This window comes from Falsirhodobacter algicola, assembly GCF_018279165.1.
Taxonomy (GTDB): domain Bacteria; phylum Pseudomonadota; class Alphaproteobacteria; order Rhodobacterales; family Rhodobacteraceae; genus Falsirhodobacter; species Falsirhodobacter algicola.
The window spans coordinates 664,350-687,095 of sequence record NZ_CP047289.1 but is presented as its reverse complement, the minus strand read 5'-3'; the positions used below and the strand labels follow the sequence as shown (position 1 = coordinate 687,095).

Annotated in this window: 25 protein-coding genes and 1 tRNA gene; 8 read left to right on the top strand and 18 right to left on the bottom strand. The window is 65.2% G+C overall.

Features of this window, described 5'->3' with window-relative positions:
* The first annotated feature begins 6 nt into the window (after window positions 1–6).
* Together GR316_RS03525 and GR316_RS03520 are read left to right on the top strand one after the other, a co-directional pair.
* Window positions 7–270 (top strand): acyl carrier protein, encoded by a 264-nt coding sequence (locus GR316_RS03525; RefSeq protein ID WP_211784668.1) that lies wholly within the window; start codon window positions 7–9, stop codon window positions 268–270.
* On the top strand, window positions 267–1,475 hold the full coding sequence (locus GR316_RS03520; protein ID WP_211784667.1) for a beta-ketoacyl-[acyl-carrier-protein] synthase family protein: 1,209 nt from the start codon (window positions 267–269) through the stop codon (window positions 1,473–1,475). The genes GR316_RS03525 and GR316_RS03520 overlap by 4 nt, the downstream gene beginning before the upstream one ends.
* Here the strand turns inward: GR316_RS03520 and GR316_RS03515 are convergent, their stop codons facing one another.
* From GR316_RS03515 to GR316_RS03500, 4 genes are all read right to left on the bottom strand, one after another.
* Window positions 1,476–2,093: an invasion associated locus B family protein gene (locus GR316_RS03515; RefSeq protein WP_211784666.1), complete on the bottom strand. Its 618-nt coding sequence runs from the start codon at window positions 2,091–2,093 to the stop codon at window positions 1,476–1,478.
* A 195-nt stretch (window positions 2,094–2,288) separates the two neighbouring features.
* Entirely contained in the window at window positions 2,289–3,203 is a 915-nt protein-coding gene (locus tag GR316_RS03510; protein ID WP_211784665.1) for a tyrosine recombinase, read from the bottom strand.
* Window positions 3,200–4,651, bottom strand: a complete 1,452-nt coding sequence (locus tag GR316_RS03505; protein WP_249218806.1) for a hypothetical protein — start codon at window positions 4,649–4,651, stop codon at window positions 3,200–3,202. Before GR316_RS03505 ends, GR316_RS03510 begins: the two co-directional genes overlap by 4 nt.
* Before the next feature lie 43 nt (window positions 4,652–4,694).
* Entirely contained in the window at window positions 4,695–4,832 is a 138-nt protein-coding gene (locus GR316_RS03500) for a hypothetical protein (protein ID WP_211785214.1), read from the bottom strand.
* 181 nt (window positions 4,833–5,013) lie between these two features.
* Here GR316_RS03500 and GR316_RS03495 point away from each other — a divergent pair, with 181 nt between their 5' ends.
* Together GR316_RS03495 and aroB are read left to right on the top strand one after the other, a co-directional pair.
* Window positions 5,014–5,517, top strand: a complete 504-nt coding sequence (locus GR316_RS03495) for a shikimate kinase (RefSeq protein ID WP_249218832.1) — start codon at window positions 5,014–5,016, stop codon at window positions 5,515–5,517.
* Window positions 5,518–6,615 carry a 3-dehydroquinate synthase gene (gene aroB, locus GR316_RS03490; protein WP_211784662.1) on the top strand — a complete coding sequence of 366 codons (1,098 nt, stop codon included), beginning with the start codon at window positions 5,518–5,520 and terminating at the stop codon, window positions 6,613–6,615.
* On the opposite strand, the gene GR316_RS03485 is transcribed toward aroB, so the two are convergent.
* The 5 genes from GR316_RS03485 to ccmA are packed head-to-tail and all read right to left on the bottom strand — an operon-like array spanning window position 6,616 to window position 9,296.
* Window positions 6,616–7,131 (bottom strand): DsbE family thiol:disulfide interchange protein, encoded by a 516-nt coding sequence (locus GR316_RS03485; protein ID WP_211784661.1) that lies wholly within the window; start codon window positions 7,129–7,131, stop codon window positions 6,616–6,618.
* Complete coding sequence (gene ccmD / locus GR316_RS03480; protein ID WP_390625178.1) at window positions 7,128–7,277, bottom strand: heme exporter protein CcmD; 150 nt, start codon at window positions 7,275–7,277, stop codon at window positions 7,128–7,130. The genes GR316_RS03485 and ccmD overlap by 4 nt, the downstream gene beginning before the upstream one ends.
* Window positions 7,277–8,005, bottom strand: a complete 729-nt coding sequence (locus GR316_RS03475; protein WP_211784660.1) for a heme ABC transporter permease — start codon at window positions 8,003–8,005, stop codon at window positions 7,277–7,279. Before GR316_RS03475 ends, ccmD begins: the two co-directional genes overlap by 1 nt.
* 23 nt (window positions 8,006–8,028) lie before the next feature.
* The gene (ccmB, locus tag GR316_RS03470) at window positions 8,029–8,685 is read right to left on the bottom strand and encodes a heme exporter protein CcmB (RefSeq protein ID WP_211784659.1); all 657 of its coding nucleotides are present in this window, start codon (window positions 8,683–8,685) and stop codon (window positions 8,029–8,031) included.
* Window positions 8,682–9,296: a heme ABC exporter ATP-binding protein CcmA gene (gene ccmA / locus GR316_RS03465; RefSeq protein WP_211785092.1), complete on the bottom strand. Its 615-nt coding sequence runs from the start codon at window positions 9,294–9,296 to the stop codon at window positions 8,682–8,684. Before ccmA ends, ccmB begins: the two co-directional genes overlap by 4 nt.
* A gap of 89 nt (window positions 9,297–9,385) precedes the next feature.
* Between ccmA and GR316_RS03460 the strand changes: the two genes are divergently transcribed.
* Complete coding sequence (locus GR316_RS03460) at window positions 9,386–10,210, top strand: alpha/beta hydrolase (protein WP_211784658.1); 825 nt, start codon at window positions 9,386–9,388, stop codon at window positions 10,208–10,210.
* Between the two features lie 45 nt (window positions 10,211–10,255).
* Here GR316_RS03460 and acnA read toward each other — a convergent pair whose 3' ends face one another.
* Window positions 10,256–12,961, bottom strand: coding sequence for an aconitate hydratase AcnA (gene acnA / locus GR316_RS03455; protein WP_211784657.1), 2,706 nt, complete (start codon window positions 12,959–12,961; stop codon window positions 10,256–10,258).
* Window positions 12,962–13,164: 203 nt separating this feature from the next.
* Between acnA and GR316_RS03450 the strand changes: the two genes are divergently transcribed.
* The gene (locus tag GR316_RS03450) at window positions 13,165–13,866 is read left to right on the top strand and encodes a DUF1223 domain-containing protein (protein ID WP_211784656.1); all 702 of its coding nucleotides are present in this window, start codon (window positions 13,165–13,167) and stop codon (window positions 13,864–13,866) included.
* Between the two features lie 448 nt (window positions 13,867–14,314).
* Here the strand turns inward: GR316_RS03450 and GR316_RS03445 are convergent.
* The 8 genes from GR316_RS03445 to iscR all read right to left on the bottom strand — a co-directional run bounded on the left by GR316_RS03445 (window position 14,315) and on the right by iscR (window position 21,297).
* A tRNA-Arg gene (locus tag GR316_RS03445) sits at window positions 14,315–14,391 on the bottom strand.
* Window positions 14,392–14,437: 46 nt separating this feature from the next.
* Window positions 14,438–15,658, bottom strand: coding sequence for a cysteine desulfurase (locus GR316_RS03440; RefSeq protein ID WP_211784655.1), 1,221 nt, complete (start codon window positions 15,656–15,658; stop codon window positions 14,438–14,440).
* Window positions 15,651–16,217, bottom strand: a complete 567-nt coding sequence (locus tag GR316_RS03435) for a YIP1 family protein (protein ID WP_211784654.1) — start codon at window positions 16,215–16,217, stop codon at window positions 15,651–15,653. The genes GR316_RS03440 and GR316_RS03435 overlap by 8 nt, the downstream gene beginning before the upstream one ends.
* Before the next feature lie 2 nt (window positions 16,218–16,219).
* A complete protein-coding gene (locus GR316_RS03430) occupies window positions 16,220–17,494 on the bottom strand; it encodes a SufB/SufD family protein (RefSeq protein WP_211785091.1) in 1,275 nt (424 codons plus the stop codon).
* Window positions 17,494–18,249, bottom strand: coding sequence for a Fe-S cluster assembly ATPase SufC (sufC, locus tag GR316_RS03425; RefSeq protein WP_211784653.1), 756 nt, complete (start codon window positions 18,247–18,249; stop codon window positions 17,494–17,496). Before sufC ends, GR316_RS03430 begins: the two co-directional genes overlap by 1 nt.
* A gap of 10 nt (window positions 18,250–18,259) precedes the next feature.
* A complete protein-coding gene (gene sufB / locus GR316_RS03420) occupies window positions 18,260–19,780 on the bottom strand; it encodes a Fe-S cluster assembly protein SufB (protein ID WP_211784652.1) in 1,521 nt (506 codons plus the stop codon).
* Between the two features lie 12 nt (window positions 19,781–19,792).
* Window positions 19,793–20,839, bottom strand: coding sequence for a cysteine desulfurase family protein (locus GR316_RS03415; RefSeq protein WP_211784651.1), 1,047 nt, complete (start codon window positions 20,837–20,839; stop codon window positions 19,793–19,795).
* Complete coding sequence (gene iscR, locus GR316_RS03410; RefSeq protein WP_211784650.1) at window positions 20,836–21,297, bottom strand: Fe-S cluster assembly transcriptional regulator IscR; 462 nt, start codon at window positions 21,295–21,297, stop codon at window positions 20,836–20,838. The genes GR316_RS03415 and iscR overlap by 4 nt, the downstream gene beginning before the upstream one ends.
* Before the next feature lie 136 nt (window positions 21,298–21,433).
* Here iscR and GR316_RS03405 point away from each other — a divergent pair, with 136 nt between their 5' ends.
* Together GR316_RS03405 and GR316_RS03400 are read left to right on the top strand one after the other, a co-directional pair.
* Complete coding sequence (locus GR316_RS03405; RefSeq protein WP_211785090.1) at window positions 21,434–22,093, top strand: alpha/beta hydrolase; 660 nt, start codon at window positions 21,434–21,436, stop codon at window positions 22,091–22,093.
* Window positions 22,093–22,677 (top strand): HD domain-containing protein, encoded by a 585-nt coding sequence (locus tag GR316_RS03400; protein ID WP_211784649.1) that lies wholly within the window; start codon window positions 22,093–22,095, stop codon window positions 22,675–22,677. Before GR316_RS03405 ends, GR316_RS03400 begins: the two co-directional genes overlap by 1 nt.
* Window positions 22,678–22,746 lie beyond the last annotated feature (69 nt).

Genomic DNA, 22,746 nt, shown 5'->3' with positions numbered 1-22,746 from the left:
ACAGCCATGAACGACATCCATCAGAAGGTCATCGCCATCATCGCGCATCAGGCGATGCTGGCACCTTCGGACGTGACGGCGGACTCGTCGCCCGCCGATCTCGGCATCGACAGCATGGGGCTGGTGGAGACGATCTTCGCGATCGAGGAAACCTTCGACATCGCGGTGCCGTTCAACGCCAACGACCCGCTGTCGAGCGGGTTCGACATCACCTCGGTCGGGGCGATCGCCGATGCGGTGGATCACTTGGTGGCGCAGAAGGCGGCATGAACCGCGTCGCCATCACCGGCGCGGGAACGGTCAACGCGCTGGCCCATGACGTGAACGGCACCTTCGCGGCCTTCCGCGAGGGGCGCTGCGGGATCAGCGGCCTGGACATCCGCGACCGCGACCGGCTGTCGATCCGCATCGGTGCGCAGGTCCATGACTGGGGCCCAGAAACGTGGTTCAACCGCCAGCAGATCGTCCTCTACGACAAGTTCACCCAATTCACGCTTCTGGCTGCACGGCAGGCTGTGGCGCAGGCCGGGCTGAATTTCGATGGGCGGCTGAGTTATCAGGCCGGGGTCGTGCTGGGCACGGCCGCGGGCGGCGTAAACACTTGGGATGAGAATTACCGCACCGTCTACGAGGAGGGGAAGAACCGCGTTCACCCCTTCGTCGTGCCCAAGCTGATGAATAACGCCGCCGCCAGCCACCTGACGATGGAGTTCAACCTGAAGGGGCCGAGCTTCACCGTGGCGACGGCCTGCGCCAGTTCGAACCACGCCATGGGGCAGGCGTTCCACATGATCCGCTCCGGCATGACGCAGGTGATGCTGACGGGGGGATCGGAATCGATGCTTTGCTTCGGCGGGATCAAGGCGTGGGAGGGGCTGCGCGTCATGTCGCGCGATGCCTGCCGCCCGTTCAGCCTGAACCGCAACGGCATGGTGCAGGGCGAGGGGGCGGCGATCTTCGTCTTCGAGGATTACGACCATGCCCGCGCCCGCGGGGCTGACATTCTGGCCGAGGTGATCGGCTTTGCCATGACATCCGACGCATCGGACATCGTCATGCCGAACAAGCAAGGGGCGGCGCGCGCGATTTCGGGGGCACTGCGCGATGCGCGGCTGAACGGGGACGAGGTCGGCTATATCAACGCCCATGGCACCGGGACGGCGGCGAACGACAAGACGGAATGCGCGGCGGTGGCCGATGTCTTCGGGCATCACGCGGACCGGCTGATGATTTCCTCGACGAAATCGATGCATGGCCACCTGATCGGCGGCACCGGCGCGGTGGAGCTTCTGGCCTGCATCATGGCGCTGCGCGACGGGGTCATCGCGCCGACGATCGGGTATCAGGAACCCGATCCCGAATGCGCGCTGGACGTAGTGCCGAACACCGCCCGCGACCGGCAGGTGAATGTCGCCCTGTCCAACGCCTTTGCCTTCGGGGGCCTGAACGCCGTTCTGGCGCTCAGGCGTGTCTGATCACTCGGCGTTCGAGGTGACGACGGCGTCATAGCCGGCGGTGAACCCCGCGAGCGAGACATCGAGATTGACCTTCTGGTCCGGTGCCACGACCGGAACGATCGTCAGAACCGCCTTGGAGCCGCGTTTCAGCGCGTCCACCTCGGCCTGCGTGAAGCCGATGCGGGCGACGCAGCCGACTTCGCTGCACCACGTGAAGGGATAGACCTTCGCGGGCGAGCTATCGACCTTCAGCGACAGGTTCGCCGTCAGCAGCGTTTCCAGCGGAACGATGACCGTCGCACCGGCCGCGGCCTGATTGCCCTGCGGCAGGTTGAACAGGCTGAATTCCGCAACAGCGTTGTTCTGATCGTCCTTCAGCAGCTTGTACAGCTGGCAGCGGTCCTTCTGGCCTTCCTCGGCGCGGATGCAGCGCTGCTGCCAATCCTCGAACGTCGCTTCGACATACATGCTGCCGGGGCCGTCCTGGGCCGGCTGGCCTTCGGTCTGTCCCATGCTCAGCCCTTGTTCGGCGGTGGCGTCATCGGCGGCGGGGGCAGGCGCGTCCTGCGCGAAGGCCGGCACGGCAAGGCCCAGTCCGATCATCAGGGCAAGCAGGCTGGGGAGTTTTCTGGACATATTCACCGGTCCTTGAGATGGTTCCGCGCCGGACTTACCACGCCGCGCGTCCCCTGTCAGGCCCCTTCATGCGGAGGTGAAATTGAAAAAGGGGCGGCAAAGCCAGCCCCTTATCCATAGTCTTCTCCCCGTCGGACCGGCCGACTTATTGATACAAAGGCTATCGGCAGGACCGGCCAGCGTCAACACAAATGTTCACTCTTTCGCCAGCGGGTGCCGCTTCAGCACCAGATCCTTCAACTGCTCGTCCACGACATGGGTGTAGATCTCCACGGTGGAGATGTCGGAATGGCCCAGCATCATCTGGATCGCCCGCAGATCGGCGCCGCCCGCCAGAAGATGCGTGGCAAAGGCGTGGCGCAGTTTGTGCGGCGTAACGCGCGATGGGGGGATGCCCGCCGCCACCGCGATGTCCTGAATGAGGCGGAAGAAATACTCGCGCGTGATATGCCCCGTACGCCCGCGCCCCGGAAAGAGGAAGCGCGAGGGGGTGGCGGACGCCTCTTCGATCCGGTCGCGTTCGCGCAGCCAAATCGTCAGCGCCTCCCGCGCCGGGGGGGAGAGGGGGACGAGCCGTTCCTTGCCCCCCTTGCCGCGCACCAGCAGCATCTGCGGATTGCCCCGTGCCGCGCTGTCGGGCAGCCCGACGAGTTCGGACACCCGCATCCCCGTGGCATAGAGCAGTTCCAAAAGGCAGCGGTTGCGCATCTGAAGCGCGTCCTTGCGCCCCTGATCGCGCGCGGCCTCCAGCAGGCGGTCCACCTCGTCGATCTCGAGCGTTCCGGGAAGCGAGCGGCGTTTGGCCGGGCCGCGGATGCGGATGGCGGGGTTGTCGGTGCGCAGACCTTCCTCGAAGGCGAACCGATAGAGCTGCCGGATGGAGGCCAGCCGCCGCGCCCGTGTCGCCACAGACAGCCCCTGCGCATCGCAAAAGACGAGGTAATCCTCTACGGCATGGCGGTCGGCGCGGGCGAAATCGCTGTCCCGGCGCGCCAACCAACCGGCGAAATCGCGCAGATCGCGGCCATAGGCCAAAAGCGTGTTCTGCGCCGCGCCGAGTTCGGCGGCCTGCGCCTCCAGAAAGCGGGAGATCCAGTTCAGATCGGTCATGTCCGGCCCAAAAGCAGCGCTTGGATCGCAACGCGGCGGGCGGGCTGGTCCAGACCCAGCGCGCGCAGGGTGCCGAGGCCCTCGGTCATGGCGCGCAGATCGCCCTCTGCGCCAAGGTTCAGCCGCTCGATGCCCAGCATCAGCGCCTCGCCGGTGCGCCCTTCGGCGATCAGATCGGCGGCTTCGTCGGGCGGGGCGGCATCCGTCAGGCCGGACTGCACGCTGCGGGCCATGTCGTCGGCGGGCGGCGCATCGGGTTCGCCCCGGGCGATGGAGGCAAGGAACCGATCCAGCGGGTTTTCCGGCACCGGGCCAGCAAGGGCATCCTCGAAATCGCCCGACAAAAGGCCGAGGCGGAAGGCCTGCCGCGCCGTGGCGTCCGGCAGATCCATCGCGAGCAGCGGTTTGGCGAAGATGCGGGACAGCGGGACCAGAAGCTCCGCCTCCTGCATCCGGGCCACGGCGCGGGGCAGATCGACCTGCAGCGCATCCGTGTCCTCGTTGGAGATGTCGCTGTCCACGGCCTGCACCGCCGCCACCCGGTCCCAGACCCCGCCCGAGGCCGCCGGCCGCTGAAGCGTATAGAGGCCCAAAAGATGGTTCGGATCGAGAACGCCCGCCCGCGTCAGACGCTCGGCCGCGTCGAGCTGCGCCTTCCAGCCCGCCGTCTCGCGCAGTTCGGCATGAGCAAAGGCGATGGGCAGGCTGTAGGTGGGAAGCGGCTCTCCGATCGCCTCATAGAGCCGCCAGACGAGGGGGGTCATCCGCTCCGGCACGGGCGGCACCGGCTCCCCCTCATAAAGGTCGGGATCGAGGAAGCGGGCCAGAAGCGCGGCCTCACGCTCGGGTACGAGGTCCAGCGCCTCGCCGGTGCGAAGGGTCAGCGCCGCCGCGTTCCAATCGCCGGAGCGGGCAAGGCAGAAGATCCGCGCCGGGAAGGTCGGGGCCAATCCGGGAATACGCTCCACCCGGCCGCAGGCGTCATTCTCGGTTCCGAGCAGCAGGGCGATGTCGAAGATGCGGCGCAGCGGGCCGGGCGCATCGCTGCCCGCCGCCTCCAAAAGGGCTTGCGCCTGATCGAGCGCGCCAAGTTGCAGCAGCTTGTCGATGCGGGCAAGGAACAGGGTGCCGTCCTTGGCATCGCGCGGGGGCGTCGCCTCGGCCAGCAGAAGGCGCATCATCAGATCGTGCAGCGCGGGCAGCGCGCCGTCGGGCAGCGCCGTCAGCCGCGCCGCGATCGCCTCGGTCGGGCCAGACCCCCACAGATCGCGCGGCAGGCCCGTCTGCCGCGGCGACAAAAGCCCCGCCGCATCCAGCCCCGCATCGCGGGAGGGCACCACCGGGGCGGGCTGCGTCTTTTCCGCGCGCGGACGCGGCGCCGAAACGGGCGCCGGCGCCGTGATCGAACGCGACAGCCAGTCTATGGCCGACAGCGGTTGCTCCGCCAAGGCGAGTGCGGGGCAGGCGAATGCGCAGGCTGCGGCAAATGCCCTAGTTCGCATCCAATGTCACCGGCCGCGTCTCTTCGTCCTGCGGCGGGGTCATGTCGCCCAGATACGCAAAGGCCGCGAGGGCCACGAAACCCAGCACCACCAGCACCAGCACCGCCTTGACGATCCATCCCATCATCGACTTCCGTTCCTCTTGCACCCCCGGCGGGGGGCGCCTTCCATGCGATTGTATATGGCGTTCGCCCGTTTATCACGCCATTACCGCATAACAGTGCCGCGGGCCACCCGTGGCCGGTCAAAGCGAGTTGAAAGGCATCTGACGCGTGTGCGCCTTGAAGAAAACGGTCGTCCTTGTCGGCATGATGGGGGCGGGAAAGACCACGGTCGGCCAGCATCTGGCCAAACGGATCGGGGTGCCGTTCCTCGATTCGGACGAAGAGATCGAGCACGCGGCCCAACGCAGCATCGCCGAAATCTTCACCCGTGACGGCGAGGCCTTCTTCCGTCGCCGCGAAACCGAGGTGCTGTCGCGGCTCTTGGCGGGCGCGCCCTGCATCCTGTCCACCGGCGGCGGCGCGTTCATCCAAGAGATGAACCGCGATCTGATCGCCCGTCAGGGGGTGGCCGTCTGGCTGCGCGCCGATCTGGATACGCTGTGGGGCCGGGTGCGCCACCGCAACACCCGCCCGCTGCTGCGCACCCCCGATCCGCGCCGCACGTTGGCCGAATTGATGGCCGCGCGCGAGGGGATCTATGCCGAGGCGGGGCTGGTCGTGGACAGCGCGCCGGGCCTCTCGCTCGATCGGATGTGCGATCTCGTGCTGGAGGCGCTGCGTACGCGCCCCGATGTTCTGGAGGATTGAATGGATACCGTCGCCGTTGACCTTGGACCCCGCAGCTACGAGGTGCGCATCGGGCGGGGCCTGATCGGCCGGGCCGCAGAAGAGATCGGCGATCTGCTGCGCCGTCCGCGCGTCGCCATCATCACCGACGAAAACGTGGCCGCCGCCGCGCTCGCCCCGCTGGAAGCGGCGCTGTCGGCGGGCGGCATCGCTTCGGCGGCGCTGGTTCTGCCGCCGGGGGAATCCACGAAATCCTGGCCCCATCTGTCGCGCAGCGTGGATTGGCTGCTGGAGCAGAAAGTGGAGCGGCGCGACGTGGTCATCGCGCTTGGCGGTGGGGTGATCGGCGATCTGGCGGGCTTTGCGGCCTCCATCCTGCGGCGGGGCGTGCGGTTCGTGCAGATCCCGACATCGCTTCTGGCGATGGTCGACAGTTCGGTCGGGGGCAAGACCGGGATCAACACGGCGCAGGGCAAGAACCTCGTCGGTGCCTTCCACCAGCCCGCCCGCGTGCTGGCCGATATCGACCTTTTGGACAGCCTTCCCGCGCGGGAGTTTCGCGCCGGCTATGGCGAGGTGGTGAAATACGGCCTTCTGGGCGATGCCGCGTTCTTCGAATGGCTGGAGCGCAGCGGCCCGAATATGGCGCAGGGCGCGCTCGATCTGCGGCAGGCCGCCGTCCGCCGCTCGGTGGAGATGAAGGCCCGCATCGTGGAGCGGGACGAAACCGAGGAGGGAGAGCGCGCGCTTCTGAACCTCGGCCATACGTTCTGCCATGCGCTGGAGCGGGCGACCGGCTATTCGGACCGTCTGCTGCACGGCGAAGGCGTGGCGATCGGCTGCCTCATGGCGATGGAGCTGAGCCGCAAGCTGGGTCTTCTGCCGCAAGAGGCGCCAGGCCGTCTGGCGGCGCATCTGTCGGCCATGGGGATGAAGGCCTCGCTTGCCGATATTCCGGGCGATCTGCCGGGGGCCGAACGGCTGCTGGACCTGATGGGGCAGGACAAGAAGGTCGTGGACGGGCGGCTGCGCTTCATCCTGATGCGGGACATCGGCGAGGCGTTCGTTGCGGCCGATGTGCCCCCCGAAGCGGTGCTGGAGGTGCTGCGCGCCGGGTGATCAGCGCAGCGCCGGCTCGATCACTTCGCGCATCGCCGTCTCTCCGATCGGGCCGGCGATGCGCGCCCGGATGGTGCCGGTGCCGTCCACGACGAAGGTTTCGGGCACACCGTAGATGCCCCAATCGAGGCCCATCCGCCCTTCGGGATCGGCGGCCTTGGCGGCAAAAGGATCGCCGAGGCCGGCAAGGAAGGCCTTGGCCTGATCCGGGTCGTCCTTGTAGTTGATCCCGACGATCCGCACCCCATCCGCCGCAAGGGCTTCGAGCATCGGATGCTCGGCCCGGCAGGGCGCGCACCAACTGGCCCAGAAGTTCACCAGCGTCACCGTGCCATCGCGCAGGCTTGCGTCATCCGGCAGCGCGGCGCCGTCGAAGGGAAGGGCGGTGATCGGCGGGGCGGGTTTGCCCGCGAACGCCGTCGGCAGCGCGTCGGGATCGTCGCGCAACATGCCGAACAGGAACACCGCGCCCAATGCGGCGAAGATCAGCGGCGGTACGAAGAGCAGGGGTTTCATCGCGGCATCCTCCGCTCCACCGCCTCGAGCTGGCGGCGGATGCGAGCCGAGCGCCAGAGCGACAGCCCCACCAGCCCGCCGATCAGCACGATCGTGGCCCCATAGGCGGCCAGCACGGCCATGGCATAGCGTCCGAGATCGGGCATCAGGCCATCCTTTCCTTTGTCAGCAGGGCCTGCAGGCGGCGCAGGCGTATTTCCGTCCGGGTGCGCAGCAGCACGAGCGCGAGGAACAGCAGAGCGAAGGCCCCCATGCACAGGATCAGCGGATACCAGAAGACATCCGCCACATGCTGCGCCCGGTCCATCGACAGCGACGCCCCCTGATGCAGCCCCTGATTCCAGAACAGCACGGCATAGCGCGACAGCACCGCAAAGACCGATCCCACCATGCAGAGCATGGAGGTGAGGTCGGCCGCGGTGTCCGGGTCCTCGATCGCCTGCCACAGCGCGATATAGCCCAGATAGAACAGGAACAGGATCAGGAAGGAGGTCAGTCGCGGGTCCCATGCCCACCACGTTCCCCACATCGGCTGCCCCCAGATCGCGCCGGTAATAAGGGCGATCAACGTCATCGTCATGCCCACCGGCGCCGCCGCCCGCGCCACCAGCGCCGAGACATGGTGCCGCCGGATCAGCCAGATGAGCGAGGCGACCAGCATCACCATCCATCCGTTGATGGCCATCAGCGCAGAGGGGACGTGCAGGAACATAATCTTCACGGTCGAGCCCTGACGGTAATCCTCGGGCGTGAAGAAGAAGCCCCATGTCAGCCCGATCACCAGCCCCGCCGCCGCCAGCACCGTGACCCACGGCAGTAGGATGCCGGACAGCTGCATGAACCTGCGCGGGTTGGCGTAATCCCAGATCGACATGTGCATCCTCCCGTTTGCGTGGCTCATCTCAGGTTCGCGCGCAGCGCCATGGCCGAGGCGAAGGGCAACAGCGCCGCACTGCCCGCGCTGATCGCCGCCAGCAGCGCCAAAGGCACGGATGCGGCAAAGCCCTGCGCGCCGCGCTGCGCCACCTCGGCCCCGAAGATCAGCGTCGGAACATAGAGCGGCAGGACCAGAAGGCTCAGCAGCAGGCCACCGCGTTTTAGGTTCACCGTCAGCGCCGCGCCGAAGGTGCCGATCACCGACAGCGCGGGCGTTCCTACCAAAAGCGACAGCACGAGCCAGCCGAACCCGCCCGGCGGCAGATTGAGCAGAAGGCCCAGCAGCGGCGCCATCGCCGTCAGCGGCAGCCCCGTCACCAACCAATGCGCAAGCGCCTTTGCGGCCACGACCCCCTCCAGCGGGATCGGAGAGGTGGCCAGCAGGTCCAGCGACCCATCCTCCTGATCCAGCGCGAAGATACGGTCGAGCGACAGAAGGCAGGCCAGCAGCGCCCCCAGCCACAGGATGCCCGGCGCGATGCGCGCATGCAGAGACGGCTCCGGCCCGACGGCCAGCGGCACCAGCACCGCCATCAGCAGAAAGAACGCAAGGCCCAGACCGAAACCACCCCCCGCGCGCAAGGCAAGCCGCAGATCGCGAAACAGGAGGGCGGTCACAGAAAAGCCTCGTCGAAGCTGCCGGATGGGGGCGATATGGCGCGCAGCGGCCCCAGATCCAGCACCGGCAGCGCGCCCAGCCCCAGATCGACATGCGTTGCGATGATCGCGATGCCGCCGCCCGCCAGATGCCGCTGGATCATCCGCACGAACAGCGCCGTGGAGGCCGTATCGAGTGCCACCGTCGGTTCGTCCAAGAGCCAGATCGGACGCCCCGTGACCAGCAGACGGGCAAGGCCCAAGCGGCGTTTCTGCCCCGCCGACAGCGTGCCCGCAGCCCGGCCCGCGAGGTCGGAAAGGTTCATATCCTCAAGCGCGGTGCCGATGTTCCGGCCGTGGACCGACGCCCAGAACCGCAGATTCTCCCGCACCGTCAGGGCCGCTTTCACCCCGTCTAGATGCCCGGAGTGGGCGATGGCATCTTCCGGCGCTTCGATCCGCCCCTCGGCCGCGGGTTGCAGGCCGGCCAGCGTGCGCAGCAACGTCGTCTTGCCCGCGCCGTTCGGCCCGCGCAGGATCAGCGCCTCTCCGGCGCGCAGATGCAGGGACAGATGCCGCAGCACCATCGTTCCGCCGCGCATGCAGCCCAGACCCGAGACGCGAAGTTCCATGGCTTTGGCGTAGCGCATGACACGCGGCGGCGGAAGCGCCTTTTCGGCGGCCCGGGCAGGGCATAGAACCCGCGGAATGGAGGTGCGGAATGATGACACGGCGACAGATCATGTTCGGAACGGCGGCGCTGTTGGCGCCCTTGGCCGCGCGGGCCCAATTCGCGCCGCAGGAGGCGCAGATGGCGATCCTTCAAGCAAACCCCGCCTCGCACCGGATCGAGGTGGAGGATACGGGCCGGTTCCGCATCTTCCGCGCAGTCCCGCGGCAGGGTTCCTCGGGCCGCGCGCTCTATCTTTTGGACGGCAATGCCGCCTTCGATGCGCTGACCCCCGAGATGCTGGCGCGCACCCGCGATCATGTCATCGGCATCGGCTATCGGACGGATCGGAAATTCGACACCGATCAGCGCAGCCTCGATTATACGCCGTCGCCGGGCGCGGGGCCGATGCCCGATCCGGCGCAGCCCGGTCGCCAGATCGGGGGCGCGGCCGAGTTTCACGCCCTGCTGATCGGCCCACTGCGCCGGGCGGCCGAAGGGGATGCGGCGATCCGGCATCGCACGCTTTGGGGTCATTCCTATGGGGGTCTTTTCGCGCTCCATGCGCTCGTGTCCGGGCAGGGCGGGTTTGAGGGGTATGCCCCGATCAGCCCATCGCTCTGGTGGCAGGACGGTCTGATGATGCGCCGGACGGCGGAGGCGGGCGCGCGGCGGCTGACGGGTCATATCCATATCGCCTATGGCGATGCCGAGGCGCGCAGGGATCAACCCGGCGGTGCAGCGGAAATGGCGCGGCAGAAGCATCACCTCGTACAGATGCTGCGGGAGCATCGCGGCCTGAGCGTGGAGGAGACCGTGTTTCCCGGCCTGACGCATGGCGCGACATTCGCCGCCGGTCTTGCGTTGGTGCTATGAAAAAAGCCCCGGCACTGCCGGGGCTTTTTCCTGTCGCTTCGGGGATCAGGCCCGGGCGAGGTCGCGCAGCACGTAGTGCAGCACGCCACCGTTTTCGACATATTCGATCTCGATGGCGGTATCGATCCGGCATTTCAGCTGGATCGTCTTGCTGGTGCCGTCCGCATAGGTGATCGTGCAGGGCACGTTCGACAGCGGCTTCAGATCACCAGCCAGACCGTCGATACTGACGGTTTCGGTGCCGGTCAGGCCCAGCGTCTTGCGGTTTTCGCCGCCCGTGAACTCGAACGGGATGACGCCCATGCCGACGAGGTTGGAGCGGTGGATACGCTCGAACGACTCGGCGATCACGGCCTTGACGCCCAGAAGCGCCGTACCCTTGGCCGCCCAGTCGCGCGACGAACCCGCGCCGTATTCGATCCCGCCGAAGATCACCAGCGGCGTGCCCGCCTCTTGGTAGGCCATCGACGCGTCGAAGATCGACGTTTGCTCGCCATCCGGGCCTTTGGTGTAACCACCCTCGACGCCGTCCAGCATCTCGTTCTTGATGCGGATGTTGGCGAAGGTGCCGCGCATCATGATCTCATGGTTCCCGCGGCGCGAGCCGTAAGAGTTGAAGTCCTTCTGCGGCACCTGACGGTCGATCAGGTACTGACCGGCCGGGGTGGTCGGCTTGAACGAACCGGCCGGGCTGATGTGGTCGGTCGTGATCATGTCGCCCAGGATCGCGAGGACTTTCGCCCCTTTGATGTCCGAGATGACGCCCGGCTCCTTCGCCATCCCTTGGAAGTAGGGCGGGTTCTGGATGTAGGTGGAGGTCGGCGGCCAGTCGTAGGTCTGGCTGTCCGTCGTCTCCACGGCCTGCCAACGTTCGTCGCCCTTGAAGACGTCGGCGTATTTGGACTGGAACGCCTCACGCGTCACGGTCTTGTGTACCAGATCCGAGATTTCCTCGTTGGACGGCCAGATGTCCTTCAGGAAAACATCGTTGCCATCCTTGTCCTTGCCGAGCGCGTCCTTCGTCAGGTCCACGTTCATGTCACCGGCGATGGCATAAGCCACGACGAGCGGCGGCGAGGCGAGGTAGTTGGCGCGCACGTCGGGGGAGATACGGCCCTCGAAGTTGCGGTTGCCCGACAGAACGGCCGTCGCCACGAGATCGTTGTCGTTGATCGCCTTGGAGATGGCCGGATCGCCCAACGGGCCGGAGTTGCCGATGCAGGTCGTGCAGCCGAAGCCCACGAGGTTGAAGCCGAGCGCGTCCAGATCTTCCTGAAGGTTCGCCGCCTCGAGGTACTGCTGAACCACCTGCGATCCGGGGGCGAGCGAGGTTTTCACCCACGGTTTGCGCGTCAGGCCAAGCGCCCGTGCCTTGCGGGCCACAAGGCCGGCGCCGATCATCACATAGGGGTTCGACGTGTTGGTGCAGGAGGTGATCGCCGCGATCACGACCGAACCGTCGTTGATCGCATAGTCCTTGCCTTCGACCGGGACCGTTTTCACGAGGTCGATGACATCGCCTTCGACCTTGCGATACTCGCCCAGCGTCTTGTGGAAACCTTCGACCGATTGCGTCAGCGGGGTGTAATCCTGCGGACGTTTCGGGCCGGAGATGGCCGGAACGATCTCACCCATGTCGAGGTGCAGCGTGTCGGTGTAGATCGGGCTGTAGGACGCGTCGCGCCAGAAGCCGTTCTCCTTGGCATAGGCCTCGACCAGCGCGATGCGGTCCTGCGAGCGGCCGGTCTGCTCCAGATAGCGCAGCGTTTCGCCGTCGATCGGGAAGAAGCCGCAGGTCGCGCCGTATTCCGGTGCCATGTTGGCGATCGTCGCACGGTCCGCGAGCGGCAGGTGATCCAGACCTTCGCCGTAGAACTCGACGAATTTGCCGACCACGCCTTTCTTGCGCAGCATCTGGACGACTTTGAGCACGAGGTCCGTGCCGGTCGTGCCTTCCATCATCTTGCCGGTCAGTTCAAAGCCGATGACTTCGGGGATCAGCATCGACACCGGCTGACCCAGCATCGCAGCTTCGGCCTCGATGCCGCCGACGCCCCAGCCCAGAACGGCAAGGCCGTTGACCATCGTCGTGTGGCTGTCGGTGCCGACCAGCGTGTCGGGGTAGGCGACGTCTTCGCCGTTCTGGTCCTTGTCGGTCCAGACCGCCTGCGCGAGGTATTCGAGGTTCACCTGGTGGCAGATGCCGGTGCCGGGCGGAACCACGCGGAAGTTGTTGAACGCCTTCTGACCCCATTTCAGGAACGTATAACGCTCCATGTTGCGCTCGTATTCCAGATCGACGTTCATCTGGAAGGCGCGGGGGTTGCCGAATTCGTCGATCATGACCGAGTGGTCGATGACCAGATCGACCGGATTCAGCGGGTTGATCTTCTGGGCGTCGCCGCCAAGGCCGAGGATGCCATCACGCATGGCGGCAAGGTCCACGACGGCGGGAACGCCGGTGAAATCCTGCATCAGAACGCGGGCAGGGCGGTAGGCGATCTCGCGCGCGCTCTTGCCGCCCGCCTTCGCCCAGTCGGAGAAGGCGCGGATGTCGTCGACGGTGACGGTCTTGCCATCCTCGAAGCGCAGCATGTTCTCCAGCACGACCTTCAGCGCGGCGGGCAGCTTGGAAAAGTCGCCCAGGCCCGCGGCCTCGGCGGCCGGGATCGAGTAATATGCGATGCTTTGCCCGTTGACGCTCAGCGTCTTGCGGGTCTTCTGGCTGTCGTGGCCAACGGTGACGGTCATATTGGGCCTCCTGGCACTGGCTCGGGTTGGTGGCGCTGCACCGTGATGCCAGCCTCGGCTGCGCGGTGCAAGACTCAGCGACAGTGGTATACGAATGTATGCCGAAACGCCATACCCAATCGTATAATGGGTTTCTCGCAAATCGTTGATTGGCATGACGCGCGTTGCGCGCTTAAAACCACCCCAAAGGAAAGGATCTGACAATGCGTGGATTTGCCGGTGCCTTGTGCGGCCTGACGCTGGGGTTTGCCGGGACGGCACATGCCCAGTCCACATCGGCCGTGGTGGTGGAGCTGTTCACCTCGCAGGGCTGTTCGGCCTGTCCGGCGGCCGACGCGCTGCTGGAAGAGCTGGTTCAGGACCCGCGCATCATCGCGCTGTCGCTGCATGTCGATTACTGGGACTATATCGGCTGGGCCGACAGTTTCGCCAAACCCGCATTCACCGATCGCCAAAAGGCCTATGCGCGGGCTGCCGGCAGCCGCACGCTCTATACGCCGCAATTCATCGTGGACGGTCAGGACCGGGTCGAGGGGACGCAGCCGCAGATGATCACCGAACTCGTCAGCCGCCACAGCGCCGATGATGGCGGCGTATCGCTGAACCTGACGCGCGAGGGGACGACGGTGCAGGTCGCCGCCACTGCCGAACGCCCGTTCCCGCAGCCGGTGCGCGTGATCGCCGTCCATTACACCCCCGAGGCCGAGGTCGACATCCGCACCGGAGAGAATGCAGGGCGCAGCATCGTCTATCGCAACATCGTCACCGAATGGACGGCGATCCAAGATTGGAATGGCAGCACGCCGCTGACGGCCGAGATCGATGCGCCGACGGATGGAAAGCTGGTCGTGCTGCTTCAGAAACCCGGCCCGGGGGATATTCTTCAGGCGGCCGTGTTGAACTGAGTTATTAGTCAGTTTGCTACTTGGGCAGACAAGTAAGTCACATAATATAGATTAGTAACTTCATTCATCACGGCAGGCTTGTCGCCTCTTTCCGGATAATCAGTCGATAAGCTGTGCTGGTAAGCGGATCGCTCAAGTCCCATGACGAAGGCTTCTTTCGTTCGCGCGTATGCGCCTTCATGACAGCTTCAACACTCTCGGGCGATGAACTGAGGTACAGCGTGGGTTGCTTGGCTGTAGAATAGCATCCCAGTCGAATGGATCCGTTCAGGCTCGAACCGATATACTCCGGATCCACCGCGCGGTGGAAAACGCCCTCACCGCAGTGAGCACATCGTCCTTTTTCGGGTCATAGCGCGATCCCACATGTCAGATGATCGCCACGGATCGCATGACAAAGGCGCGGTATGATCCGCGCCTCATCTAACCAATAATTGTATGAGAATATTGGCGCACCCGACACGATTCGAACGTGTGGCCTTCGCCTTCGGAGGGCGACGCTCTATCCAGCTGAGCTACGGGTGCCTGCAGCGGTCTCTAGCAGGCGCGCGAGACCGTGGCAAGACATCAGTCACGCGAAAAGTTCGTGACACAGTTCCAACGCAGAGACGAGCGCATCGATTTCCGCCTCGGTGTTGTAGAGGCCGAAACTCGCACGGCAGGTCGCGCCGACGCCCAGATGGCTCAGCAGCGGCAAAGCGCAATGCGTGCCGGCCCGGACCGCGATACCGCGCTGATCGAGAACCGTCGAGATATCATGGGCATGGGCCGCGCCATCCAGCGTGAACGAGAAGATCGCGCCCTTGTCCGGCGTATTCCCCTGCACCCGCACCCAGCCAAGCGCATCGAGTTTCGCGCGCGCGACATCCCGCAAACGACGCTCATGCGCGGCGATATTCTCCATTCCGAGCGAGGACATGTAGTTCAGCGCCACCGCAAAGCCGATCTGCGGAACGATGCCGGGCGTGCCTGCCTCGAACCGCATCGGCGGTTTCGCATAGGTCACGGTATCGCGCGTCACGGTGTCGATCATATCGCCGCCGCCCATGAAGGGCTGCATCTCGGCCAAGCGCTCAGGCCGGATATAGATCGCACCCGACCCGCTCGGCCCATAGAGTTTATGGCCGGTGATCGCGTAGAAATCGCAACCGATCGCCTCCACGTCCACCGGCATATGCACCGCCGCCTGCGAACCATCGACAAGGACCCGAACCCCCTGCTCGCGCGCACCGGCGCAGATCGCCGCGACATCCACGACCGATCCCGTCACGTTCGACATATGTGTCACTGCAATCAGCTTCGTGCGCGGACCGATCGCGTCCAGCACCGCCTGCGGATCCAGATGGCCGTCCGCGTCACATTCGACCCACCGCAGCACCACGCCCGAACGTTCGCGCAGGAAATGCCACGGCACGATATTGGCGTGATGTTCCAGCACCGACAGCACGATCTCATCCCCGGCCTCAAGCCGCGGCGCGGCCCAACCATAGGAGATCATGTTGATCCCTTGGGTGGAGCCGGTGGTGTGCACGATGCTCGACGGATCGCGGACGTTCAGGAACTTAGCAACGACGCCCCGAACTGCTTCGTAACGATCGGTCGCGGCGTTGGATAGGAAGTGGAGGCCGCGATGCACGTTGGCATATTCGTTGGAATACGCCTCGGTGATCGCGTCGATGACGGCCTTCGGCTTCTGCGCCGATGCGCCGTTGTCCAAATAGACCAGAGGCTTGCCGTTCACCTGCCGCGACAGGATCGGAAAATCGCGGCGCACCGCATCGACGTCATACATTGGTCGGCCCCATGAAAAGCGAGGTGATGATGCCCAGAACGATCGACGCCCCGAGCGTGGTCCCGATGATGGACACCAGCACGAGGCCGCGATGGGTGAAACCGTGCACCTCCATAAGGAAGTTGGTCAGCAGCCACAGCATCAGCACCATGGCCAGAATGCCGATCACTGGACCCAGCGGCGGAAGCGCGATTTCCACGACCAGAAGGCCCGCCTGCACCGCCACCATGACGATCTGAAGCCAAGACAGCATCAGAACGCAATCGGCGAAGGAACCCCTGCCCCCGCGCCAGCGGCCGACCCCGAAGGCCAGCGCCGACATGAACAAAAGCGCGCCGCCCTGCACCAGCAGCAGCGCGAGCGGGCTGACAGGCAAAATCGCCGGGGCCTGCCCAGCAAGCCCCAGCGTCAGAAAGATCAGAAGCGTCGGCAGGATCGCGGCGACGCCGACGAAGGCGCCCCGCTCTCCCGCGTCCGGTTCCAGATCAAGGATCGCGCGAAGACCGGCTCTCGGGTCCTGCACCGATTGCGCCACCAGCGACAGCAGTCCTCGCGACATCCTCACCCCTCGTGCCGGTCGAGCCAAGTTTCGAGCCGCAGACGCAGATCTTCGGCCAGAACGTCATCCTCGATCTCGGCCAGCGCTTCGGCGAGGAAGGCCAGCACCAGCAGCGATTGCGCACGGCGCTGCGGCACCCCGCGCGAGCGGAGATAGAAGAGCGCCGTTTCGTCGATCGCACCCGAGGTCGAACCGTGCGAGCATTTCACGTCGTCGGCATAGATTTCCAGCTCCGGCTTGGCGAGGAACTGGCTGTCCCCGTCCAGAAGCAGGCTTTGGCTGATCTGATAACCGTCGGTCTTCTGCGCGCCCGGCTTCACAAGGATCTTGCCTTGGAACACACCCGTCGCGCCGTTCTTCAGGACCTTCTTATAGACCTGACGGCTTTCGCAGCGTTCCGCCGCATGGGTGATGAACACCGTATCGTCGTGGTGGAAGTCCGACCCGTCGCCGACGGTGGCACCGGCCACATGCGCGATGGCATCGTCACCGGCGATGTCGAGCACCGCCTCGTTCCGGGTCATCACGCCGTTGATCGACGCCGTGAAGGATTTGAACAGCGCCTCTTCGGCGATACGCGCGAAGATATGCGTGTTCACGCGGCGGTTCTCGCTGCGGCCCTGCGCACGCACATGGTGGAAGCGCGCGCCTTTGGCTACGTCCACCTCGAGGTTCGTCAGCAGACGCGCACCGCCGTCGCCGCTTTCCAGCAGCGTCATCTCGGCGCCTTCCTCCAGCTTCACACAGTGATGCAGGATCACGTCGGAAACATTGGATTCGGAACGATAAACCAGTGCCACCGGGCGTTCGGCCTTGCCCGTCACACGGATCAGCAGCCCGTCCGTGGCAAAAGCCGTGGCGAGCGCCGCGAACGGACGCGCGACCGGGGTCTGACCTGCGGTTTCCAGAGAGCCGTAGAGCTCGCCCGCCCAGTGCAGATCCGTCACGGCATCGGCCAGACGCGCGATCTCCACCCCGGCGAGGGACAGATCATCCGACGCGTCCGCGTCGAACACACCATCCATGAACACCACCTTCAGGGCGTCGGTCGCATCGAAGGCAACCTCACCCTTGGCGGTGTCGGCGTCGACCTCGGGGGCCAGCAGCTTTGCCGGATCGGTATAGCGCCAGTATTCGTCACGACGACCGGGAAGCCCCATCGCCGTCAGCCGTTCCAGCGCCGCCCCGCGTGCCTTGCCCTGCCAGCCGGTCGAGGGGAAATGCAGCCCCGCGATCCGTGCCGACAGAATGTCGAGTTTCGCCTGCGGCAGCGTCATCATTCCACCCCCGCCAGAATGTCGGTGTAGCCGTTCTTCTCCACTTCGAGCGCCAGCTCCGGCCCGCCCGTCAGGACGATGCGGCCATTGGCCATGATGTGGACGACGTCCGGTTTGATATGGTCCAGCAGGCGCTGGTAGTGCGTGATGACGAGGAAGGACCGGCCTTCGTTGCGCAGCGCGTTCACGCCATCGGCGACCAGCTTCATGGCATCCACGTCGAGGCCCGAGTCGGTCTCATCGAGAACGCACATCTTCGGCTCCAGCAGCGCCATCTGCAGGATTTCGTTGCGCTTCTTCTCACCGCCGGAGAAGCCCACGTTGACCGGGCGCTTCATCATGTCGGCGTCGATCTTCAGGCTCGCGGCCTTTTCGCGCACCAGCTTCAGGAAATCGGCAGCCGACACTTCCTCTTCGCCGCGCGCCTTGCGCTGTGCGTTCAGCGCGGTGCGCAGGAAGGTCATGTTGCCGACGCCGGGGATCTCCACCGGGTATTGGAAGGCCAGGAACAGACCGGCCGCGGCGCGTTCCTCGGGCTCCATCTCCAGCAGTTCCTCGCCATCCAGCGTCGCGGAACCGTCCGTCACTTCATAGCCGTCGCGGCCCGACAGCACATAGGACAGCGTGGACTTGCCCGAGCCGTTCGGCCCCATGATCGCATGCACCTTGCCGGCTTCGACCTCGAGGTCCACACCGCGGAGAATGACCTTCTCCTCCTCTTCAAGTTTGACGTGCAGGTTGTTGATCTTAAGCATATTCTTGTCCTTAGCCCACAGAGCCTTCGAGGCTGATGGCGACCAGCGCCTGTGCCTCCATGGCAAATTCCATCGGAAGCGCTTGCAGCACCTCCTTGCAGAAACCGTTCACCACCAGGGCCACGGCTTCCTCTTCGTCCATCCCGCGCGAGCGGCAGTAGAACAGCTGGTCGTCATCCACCTTGGATGTTGTCGCCTCATGCTCCACGCGGGACGAGTTGTTCTTCACCTCGATATACGGAACCGTATGTGCGCCGCACTGATCGCCGATCAGCAGACTGTCGCACTGGGTGTAGTTCCGGCTGTCGGTCGCGCGCGGGTGCATCGTGACCTGACCGCGATAGGTGTTCTGCGCCCGGCCCGCCGAAATGCCCTTCGACACGATCCGCGAACGCGTGTTCTTGCCGAGGTGGATCATCTTGGTGCCGGTATCGGCCTGCTGGGCATTGTTGGCGATGGCGATGGAATAGAACTCGCCTTGGCTTTCATTGCCGCGCAGGATGCAGGACGGGTATTTCCACGTCACCGCCGAACCCGTTTCCACCTGCGTCCACATCACCTTGGCCCGGTCGCCACGGCAATCGGCGCGCTTGGTGACGAAGTTGTAGATGCCGCCCTTGCCGTCCTCGTCACCGGGGAACCAGTTCTGAACGGTGGAATACTTCACCTCGGCATCCTCTTGGACGACGATCTCCACCACGGCGGCGTGAAGCTGGTTCGTATCGCGCTTGGGCGCGGTGCAACCTTCGAGATAGGAGACGTAGGACCCCTTCTCGGCCACGATCAGCGTCCGTTCGAACTGCCCCGTGTTTTCCGCGTTGATGCGGAAATAGGTCGACAGTTCCATCGGGCATTTCACGCCCTCGGGGATATAGACGAACGAGCCGTCCGAGAAGACTGCCGAGTTCAGCGTGGCGAAGAAGTTGTCCGACTGCGGCACGACCGAGCCGATGTATTTCTTCACCAGTTCCGGGTATTCGCGGATCGCCTCGGAGATGGAGCAGAAGATCACGCCCGCCTTGGCCAGTTCCGCCTTGAAGGTCGTGCCAACCGACACGCTGTCGAACACCGCGTCCACGGCCACGGGTTTGGGCGCATCCGCCCCTTCCACACCGGCAAGCAGCGCCTGTTCCTTCAGCGGAATACCCAGCTTTTCATAGGTGGCCAGCAGCTTGGGATCGACCTCGTCCAGCGACTTCGGCTTCACGTCCATGCTCTTGGGCTTGGCGTAGTAATAGATGTCCTGATAGTCGATCTCCGGATAATCGACCATCGCCCAACGCGGCTCGACCATCTCGACCCAGCGGCGATAGGCGGCCAGACGCCATTCGGTCATCCATTCCGGTTCGTCGTTCTTCGCCGAAATCAGGCGAACGATATCCTCGTTCAAGCCCTTCGGCGCGAAATCCATCTCGATTTCGGTTTCCCAGCCGTACTTATACTTGCCGGCCATGGCCTGCACGGTCTCGATCGTCTCGCGATCAACACCCTCGCGCACTTCGATCTCGGGCAGCGTATCTTCCAAAGCCATTCTCTTCTCCATTCACGCGGCGCGGGCAAGATGCCGCGACCGTGCCTTCGACCAGGCGTCCGCGAACCGAAGCGCCTGATCCTGTGTCACATCCGGTCCGAGCGAGACGCGCACCGCCGACGAGGCATCCACCTCGTTCAGGCCCATGGCGCGCAAAACCCGGCTCTGCCGGACCTTTCCGCTCGAACAGGCCGATCCTGCCGATATGGCGAACCCGGCCAAGTCCATCTGCATGACCTGCGTCTCTCCCTTCCAACCGGAGGTGACGAGACACAGGGTGTTCGGCAGACGCGAACCGTCCTTGCCGACTGAAATAGTCATATTCCCGTCCGCAGACAATGCACTTTCAAGAATGTTTCTAATTTCTGCCACACGCTCCCAGACGCCATCCGCAAGGTCGCGCGAGGCCGCCTCGGCCGCCGCGCCGAAGCCTGCGATGCCAAGGATATTCTCGGTGCCCGCACGGCGCCCCATCTCCTGCCCGCCGCCCTTCAGCTGCGCCGGGACATCAAGGCCGCGCCGGATCACCAGAGCGCCGACGCCCTTCGGCCCGCCCAGCTTGTGCGCCGACACCAGCGCCATGTCGCAGCCCAGCCAGTTGAACGCGAGGGGCAGCTTTCCGAAGGCCTGCGTCAGATCCGCGACGGCAAGACCGGACGGCAGCACCTGCACGATCCCCGTTTCGGAATTGGCGAGTTGCAGCGCGCTGCGCGCCGGATCGGCCACCGTCACGATCCCGTTCGCATCCGTGGGCAGCGAGGCATCGCACCACGCTGAAACGGCCTCATGCTCCACATCCGAACAGGACAGCCCCCGGCCCGCACAGGCCAGCGCCGCCGCCTCCGTCGCGCTGGAGACGAAGACGATATCCGCCCCATCCGCCCCGAGCGCCGCCGAGACCTGCGCCCGCGCCCCTTCGACCAGCGCCTTCGCCGCCCGCCCTTCGGCATGCACCGAAGACGGATTGCCCACCACATCCATCGCCCCGATCATCGCCGCCCGCGCCTCGGGGCGTAGCGGCGTCGTGGCGTTCCAATCGAGATAGACGCGCCCGTTCATTCCTCGTCCACCACGCGGAACAGGGCCGGAACCGCCGGGCATGGCGCCATGCCGTTCGTCACCACATCCGACAGCCGCGTCTGATGCAAAAAGACATAGACATGCGCCGAAAGCCCTTCCCAGAGCCGGTTCGTCATGGATTGCGCCCGGCTGCCCGACACCCCGCCCGAGGCCCCGGCCCCGCTGCGCATGGCGTTCACATGCTCTTCGACCGCCTCCATGATCTCGCTGACGCGGATGGCGTCGGGGCTGCGGGCCAGACGATAGCCGCCGCCCGGGCCGCGCACCGCCTCCACCAGACCAGCGCGGCGCAGCTTCACGAAGAGCTGTTCGAGATAGGGCAAGGAGATGTCCTGCCGCCGCGAGATTTCCGCCAGCGACACCAGCACCTCGCCTCGGTGCAGCGCGAGGTCCGCCAACGCCACCATCGCATACCGTCCCTTGGTCGAGAGTTTCATCCCACAAGCCCCATTCACATTGACGTTGGCCCCTTGGCCGCTTAACTGCTTTCCAGCCCCAAGGGCGCGCAAAAGTCAAGCCCTTTTGGAACGATTCTAAACTTGGGCGATCCTGCCCGCAACAAGAAGGCCCATGATGCCCGAAGTGATTTTCGCCGGTCCCGAGGGCCGTCTTGAAGGCCGCTACCATCCGCAGAAGGAACGCGACGCGCCGATCGCCATCGTGCTGCATCCGCATCCGCAGTTCGGCGGCTCGATGAACAACCGCGTCGTCTACAACCTGCATTACGCGTTCTACAATCTGGGGTTCACCGTCCTGCGGTTCAACTTCCGCGGCGTCGGTCGGTCGCAGGGCGAATACGATCAGGGCATCGGAGAGCTGTCGGACGCGGCCTCGGCGCTCGATTACCTGCAATCGATGAACCAGAACGCCAAGCATTGCTGGGTCGCGGGGTTCAGCTTCGGTGCTTGGATCGGCATGCAGCTTCTGATGCGCCGCCCCGAGATCACGGGGTTCGTGTCGGTCGCGCCCCCGGCGAACATGTACGATTTCTCGTTCCTCGCGCCCTGCCCGTCCTCGGGCCTGATCGTGAACGGTTCGGCCGACCGCGTGGCGCAGCCCAAGGACACCGTCGGCCTCGTGAACAAACTGCACGAGCAAAAGGGCATCACCATCACCCATGAGGTGATCGAGGGTGCCGATCACTTCTTTAAGGACGATGAACAGCATATGAAGCCGATGATCGACACCGTCGGCACCTATGTGAAACGCCGCCTCGGCGAGACGAGCCGGTGATGACGGACCGCCTTGCGCAGCAATTTTCGTTCCTGCAAGAGGCGGACCGCCTGAAGACCGTGCTGCGCGCCGGGCGGCTGACCGATGGGTCGCGCCGCGAAAACTCGGCCGAGCACAGCTGGCACCTCGCGCTCTATGCGATGGTGCTGGCCGATCAGGCCCCGGCCGATGTCGATCTGTCGCGCGTGATGCGGATGCTGATCCTTCACGATCTGGTGGAGATCGACGCCGGGGACGTGCCGATCCACGCCGCCGGCGGCACCGCCCATGCCTCCGATGCGCAGCAAGCCGCCGAGGAGGCCGCCGCCGCGCGCATCTTCGGCCTTCTGCCCCCCGATCAGGGCGCTGCGTTCCGCGCGCTCTGGGATGAGTTCGAAGCCAACACCACGCCCGATGCGATCTTCGCCAAATCGCTCGATCGTGTGCAGCCCGTCATGCAGAATATCGCCAATGACGGCGGCTCGTGGAAGGAATACGGTGTAACGGTCGATCAACTGGACAGCCGCGTCGGCGCGAAGATCCGCCGCGGCCTGCCGGCCGTCTGGGACTGGGTCCGACTGCGCGCCCTGCCCCTGCTGCCGTGAACCGTATACCTCTGCATACTTTCCTTTCGCCGCCGCCCGCGTTAAACCTTCCCCCGAATCCTTCAACCA